This window comes from Faecalibacterium sp. Marseille-Q0746, assembly GCF_017377595.1.
Taxonomy (GTDB): Bacteria; Bacillota; Clostridia; order Oscillospirales; family Ruminococcaceae; genus Faecalibacterium; species Faecalibacterium duncaniae.
Genome location: NZ_JAFREI010000053.1, coordinates 1 through 934, shown reverse-complemented (window position 1 = coordinate 934; position 934 = coordinate 1). Strand labels below are relative to the sequence as shown.

The 934-nt window shown below is 51.5% G+C and carries 1 protein-coding gene; it reads left to right on the top strand.

Translation table 11 applies throughout. From position 1 onward, the window contains the following. Window positions 1–516: 516 nt before the first annotated feature. Window positions 517–934 (top strand): helix-turn-helix domain-containing protein (locus J3351_RS14005; protein WP_207698000.1); only part of this gene is annotated, 418 nt, incomplete at its 3' end.

Here is a 934-nt window from a genome sequence, read left to right as displayed (position 1 = left end):
ACGGACAGCACACCATGCCATGGCGGTCGGGCTCCATGCCGTACATCTCTCCCACCTGCCGAACGGTGATGGCGGACTTGATCTTTTGATATAAACTCAAAATTTCTCCTTTGGTCAAAGGTTTTGGTACGAATCAATTTGATCCCTGCCACGTTCAAAGCCGGTCTCCCTTGCTGCCTCCCGACAGGAAATCTTTTTGGACTCTGTGTCGGCCCCATGCAGGGCGCTCGCTCCCCCGATGGGAGGTCTTGGCGGTCTGGGCAGTTCGGACGGTCATTCTGTTCTCAAGGTCCGGTTATGAAAGATATTTCAGAGGGCTTTCGCGGGAAGCCCTTAATATGTTCGCTGCTGGGGAGTTAATATGTTTTCTTTCTGTCTATAGGATAGCATCACGATGGCCGCTGTGCCGTATATCCATAATGTCGGAAAACAGGTGCAGAAACTGCAAAATTCCACGTTTATGGACAGGAACCGCCGGAAGTGGTATACTGTGCAAAAAACATCGGAGGTGCGACCATGAACATCAAGCTGACACTGGGAGAACGGCTCAAAGACCTGCGTGTGGAGCGGAATCTGAAGTTGGAAACGCTGGCAGAGCAGACGGGTCTGTCCAAATCGGCACTGTCGAAATATGAGAGCGACGATGTGACAGACCTCAGCATTTACGCCGTGACAACACTGGCTGAGTTCTATGGCGTGACCACGGATTACCTGCTGGGTGTGACGGAAAACAAAAAACGCCCAGATGCAGTCCTTTCGGACTTGCATCTGAGCGATGGTGCAGTGGACGTATTAAGGAATGGAAAATTCAATCATCGGCTGCTGTGTGAACTTTTGGAACATCCCGATTTTTCCCGGTGGATGACCGACCTTGAGATCTGTGTGGACGGTCTGGTCAGTGACCGCATCCGGGATATGAATGCCATGGTGGAAG